The sequence below is a fragment of the Acidimicrobiia bacterium genome, from assembly GCA_036396535.1.
Classification (GTDB): Bacteria; Actinomycetota; Acidimicrobiia; order Spongiisociales; family UBA5794; genus DASWKR01.
Genome location: DASWKR010000055.1, coordinates 1 through 4,389 on the forward strand (window position 1 = coordinate 1; position 4,389 = coordinate 4,389).

Genomic DNA, 4,389 nt, shown 5'->3' on the forward strand with positions numbered 1-4,389 from the left:
TCGGCGTCCCGACGCTCGTCATCCACGGGGACCTCGACGTTTGCCAGCACGTCGACCGGGGGAGGGCGTTCGCCGAGCTGACGGGTGGCGAGCTCGTCGTCCTCGAAGGATCCGGGCACCTGACGCCGGCCCGCGAGCCGGTCACCGTCGGCCGAGCCGTCGCCGGCTTCGTCGACCGGGTCACGGGTGCCACGGCGCCGAGTCGCACCTGGACCCGCGGGATGAAGCGGGGCCGCAAGGTGCTCTACCTGTCGTCCCCGATCGGGCTGGGACACGCCCGTCGCGACCTGGCGATCGCCCAGGAGCTGCGGAGGCTGCGCCCCGAAGTCGAGATCGAGTGGCTGGCGCAGCATCCAGTGACGATGGTGCTCGAGGCGGAAGGTGAGAGCGTCCACCCGGCCAGCCGGTGGCTCGCCAGCGAGTCTGCACACATCGCCTCGGAATCGAGTGGTCACGATCTCCACTGCTTCCAAGCCCTGCGGCGCATGGACGAGATCCTCGTCGCCAACTTCATGCTGTTCCAGGAAGTCGTCGAAGAAGGGCTCTACGACCTCGTGATCGGGGACGAGGCCTGGGAGGTCGACTACTACTGGCACGAGAACCCGGAGTTGAAGCGGGCCGCCAACGTCTGGCTCACCGACTTCGTCGGGTTCCTCCCGATGCCGGAGGGCGGCGATCGAGAGGCCTACCTCACGTCCGACTACAACGCCGAGATGATCGAGCACATCGAGCGCTTTCCCCGAGTCCGGGATCAGGCGATCTTCGTCGGCAACCACAACGACGTGGTGCCGGAGGCATTCGGGCCGGGGCTCCCGAAGATCCGTGACTGGACCGAGGAGCACTTCGACTTCTCCGGGTACATCACCGGCTTCTCGCCACCCACGGCGGACGAGGCGGCCGAGTGGCGGGCCGAGCTGGGGTACGGCGATGACGAGAAGGTCTGCATCGTCACGGTCGGGGGATCAGGTGTGGGGCGCCACCTCCTGGAGAAGGTGATCGCGGCGTATCCGATGGCCCGGGAGCAGGTTCCCGGGTTGCGGATGGTCGCCGTCGCCGGGCCGAGGATCGAGCCCGAGAGCCTCCCGAGTCATCCGGGCCTCGAGGTGCACGGCTACGTCGATCGGCTGTATCGCCACCTCGCCGTGTGCGACCTGGCGGTCGTCCAGGGCGGGCTGACGACGACGATGGAGCTGACGGCGGCGAAGCGGCCGTTCATCTACTTCCCGCTGCGCAATCACTTCGAGCAGAACTACCACGTCCGCCACCGGCTCGATCAGTACGGCGCAGGCACGTTCATGGACTATGGCGCCACGGACCCGGACGGCCTCGCCGACGCCATCGCCAGGCAGGTGGGCGAGCCGGTCGGTTACCGGGACGTCGAGGCCGGCGGCGCTCGGCGCGCAGCCGAGCTGATCGCCCCGCACATCTGATCTACGAGAGGAGAGACGAACGAACCTCACCCTGTTGTCCGTCCAGTCGGTCGGTCGACCGACCATCATCGAGAGAGGAAAGGCAATGACAGCTACCAACACGAGGAACGGAGTCGACGTCGGGGCGCTGTTCGGGGCGCTCGACGCCGTGAAGGCCCAGCCAGAGGCGGCCAAGTTCCAGTTCAGGGCGACGAACACGTGGCAGAGCGGTACCCACAGCCGGGGATCGATCCATGGGTTCTTCGGGCTCGGTGGCGAGCAGCTCCACGAGGCGTCCCACACGTTCGACGCCGATCACCCTCGTCAGCTCGTGGGCACCGATCAGGGCCCAACGCCGGCCGAGTACCTGCTCCACGCCCTGGCGGCCTGCATCACAGCCGGGATCGGCAACATCGCGGCGGCTAGGGGCGTCACGCTCCGGAGCGTCGAGTCCACGGTCACGGGCGACATAGACCTGATGGGACTCCTCGGCCTCGACGAGACGGTCCGCAACGGGTACCAGGGCATAGAGGTCCGCGTTCGGATCGAAGGCGACGCCTCCGACGACGAGCTCCGGCGTGTCATCGAGCGCTCGGTCGCCCGGTCGGCCGTGTTCGACGTCCTCACCAACGGCACCGCCGTCTCGGTGACGGTCGAGTGATGAGGTTCATGGTGCGGCCGGGCATCGCCCGGCCGCACCTGGCTCCCAGGAGGAAGTGATGACATACGACTACGACGTGATCGTCGTGGGAGCCCGACTCGCCGGATCGGCTACCGCCATGCTGCTGGCACGTCGCGGCCACCGGGTGCTCCTCGTCGACCGGACGGTCATGCCGGCGGACACCGTGTCCACCCACGCCATGCTGCGCAGCGGTGTGCTGCAGCTCCAGCGTTGGGGAGTGCTCGACCGGATCATCGGGCTGGGGACCCCGCCGGTCCGCAACGTGATGCTCGGCTTCGGGGAAGAGCGCATCCCGATTCGGCTCAGCACCGACCACGGCGTCGAGGCGCTGTATGCGCCGCGGCGGCATCTGCTCGACTCGGCGCTGCTCGAAGCTGCGGTGGAGGAGGGGGTCGAGGCAAGGACGGGTGTCAGGGTCACCGACCTCACCCGGAACCGCGACGGCCGCGTCGTCGGCGTAACCATGCAAGGAGCCTCCGGCGAGTCGGCAGTGTCGGCTCGCGTCGTGATCGGCGCCGACGGCGTTCATTCCCGGGTGGCCGAGCTCGCCGGCGCCAAGGCATACCGGGCGCATCGGCCGACGAATGCCGTTCACTACGCCTACTTCTCGGGGATCGAACACGCGGGCTTCTGGTTCCAGTTCACTCCGGGGGTCAACGCCGGGATGATCCAGACCAACGACGATGCGGTCCTCGCCTTCGTGGCGCGCCCCGCCGGCCAGGTGGCGGCGTTCCGAGCCGATCCGGACGCCGAGTTCCGTCGTCTGCTCGCCCACGGAGGCTCCGACCTGGCGGCGATCGTGGCGACCGGTGAGCGACTGGGGCCGTACCGCGGCACGCCCGGACTGCCCGGCTTCATGCGCACCCCTTGGGGACCCGGTTGGGCACTCGTCGGCGACGCCGGGTACACGAAGGATCCGATCTCGGCCCATGGGATGAGTGACGCGCTGCGCGACGCCGAGTTGTGCGCCAGGGCCGTCGATCGATCGCTGTGCACCCCGGACGTCGCCGGGGAGGCGCTGGCCGACTACCACCGCGTCCGTGACGCGCTGTCCGTTCGCATGTTCGCCGAGTCCACGGCACTCGCCGCCTACGGCTGGGGCGCCGCCGAGGCCTCTCGCAGGATGCGGATCATCAGTGAGTCCGTACGTCACGAGTGCGAGGCGCTCCTGGCGTTGCCGGCGTGGGGCGTTGCGGTGTCCAGCGCCGCCTGATCTCCGTCCATCCGTTCCGGCGTCCCCCCGCCGCGCATGTGCGATGGGGGGACGCAAGAACGGATGGAGCTACGAGCCCGGCTAAGCGGGATCGCTTGCTCGAGCGTCAATAGGGTGTGGACACGCATTCCGCCAGTGAGGACTCATGGACGAGGCTGACCAAACCTCGGCCGTCCGGCTGCCCGGCCATTTCGATGCCTTCTACCGAAGCGAGTACAAGGCCGTGGTCGCCTTGATGTACGGTCTCTCGGGCAGCACGTGGGTCGCGGAGGACCTCGCTCAAGAGGCGTTCCTGCGGGCTCATCGCGACTGGGAGCGGGTCGGGCCGCTCGATTCTCCCGGCGCTTGGGTACGTCGAGTTGGCATCAACCTGGCGCGGTCGCGATGGCGCCGCATCCGGACAGAGGCGGCAGTTCGGCTCCGCATCCAGGGCCGGGAGACCGCGATCGAAGCACTCACGACGCACGACGGGACGTTCTGGGACGAGGTGAGGAAGCTCCCCTCGCGCCAGGCCCAGGCGATCGCCCTGCGGTACGTCGACGACCTGCCGGTGGGCGAGATCGCCCAGATCATGGAGACCGCCGAGGGAACCGTCCGCGCCCTCCTCCACCAGGGCCGCGGCAGGCTCGAGCGCCAACTGGTGGCGCGCGGATGGGTCGAGTGATGGATTTCGACGCCGCGGCGCGCCGCTCCGGCCAGGGCATCCGCGACGCAGTTCGTCACGTCGAGCCGCCCCCCGTTGCCGCTGCCCGGGCGGCCGGGAGGAGGACCAACGCCCTACTGTCCGGCCTCGGCGCCTTCGCCGTCACGGTCGTGGTGCTGGGGGTCGGCGCGCTCGCCGGCGGAGGCGGGTCGGGTCCGGCGGTCGCTCCCGCTGCGTCGCTTCCGGCCGCGACGCCGGTTCCCGCGACCACCACCGCCCCGGTCGTCACGGTCGGCTCGGAAACCACGTCGACGACGCCCGAGCCTGCGGTCGGTTGGTCGATCGCCTACCCGGCAGACTGGGACCGAGCCGATTCCGAGCTGATGCCCGACCTGGCGTGGCAGTCGCTCACCCTGGCGACCTTCCCTCTCGAGCCGGGCGG

At 69.4% G+C, this 4,389-nt stretch carries 5 protein-coding genes; all 5 read left to right on the top strand.

Annotated features, from left to right (window positions below; all coding sequences use genetic code 11):
* Positions 1 to 1,430 (top strand): glycosyltransferase (locus tag VGC47_09460; GenBank protein HEX9855529.1); only part of this gene is annotated, 1,430 nt, incomplete at its 5' end.
* A gap of 85 nt (positions 1,431 to 1,515) precedes the next feature.
* Positions 1,516 to 2,070, top strand: a complete 555-nt coding sequence (locus VGC47_09465; GenBank protein HEX9855530.1) for an OsmC family protein — start codon at positions 1,516 to 1,518, stop codon at positions 2,068 to 2,070.
* Positions 2,071 to 2,128: 58 nt separating this feature from the next.
* Positions 2,129 to 3,304 carry an NAD(P)/FAD-dependent oxidoreductase gene (locus VGC47_09470; GenBank protein ID HEX9855531.1) on the top strand — a complete coding sequence of 392 codons (1,176 nt, stop codon included), beginning with the start codon at positions 2,129 to 2,131 and terminating at the stop codon, positions 3,302 to 3,304.
* 145 nt (positions 3,305 to 3,449) lie between these two features.
* Positions 3,450 to 3,968, top strand: coding sequence for a sigma-70 family RNA polymerase sigma factor (locus tag VGC47_09475; protein HEX9855532.1), 519 nt, complete (start codon positions 3,450 to 3,452; stop codon positions 3,966 to 3,968).
* Positions 3,968 to 4,389: hypothetical protein (locus tag VGC47_09480; GenBank protein HEX9855533.1), on the top strand; the 422-nt coding region annotated here is incomplete at its 3' end. The genes VGC47_09475 and VGC47_09480, both read left to right, overlap by 1 nt.

What these genes read in the sequence shown, in the direction of transcription:
- VGC47_09465 (HEX9855530.1), top strand. Translation starts at nt 1,516, where the DNA reads ATGACAGCTACCAACACGAGGAACGGAGTCGACGTCGGGGCGCTGTTC.
- VGC47_09470 (HEX9855531.1), top strand. Translation starts at nt 2,129, where the DNA reads ATGACATACGACTACGACGTGATCGTCGTGGGAGCCCGACTCGCCGGA.
- VGC47_09475 (HEX9855532.1), top strand. Translation starts at nt 3,450, where the DNA reads ATGGACGAGGCTGACCAAACCTCGGCCGTCCGGCTGCCCGGCCATTTC.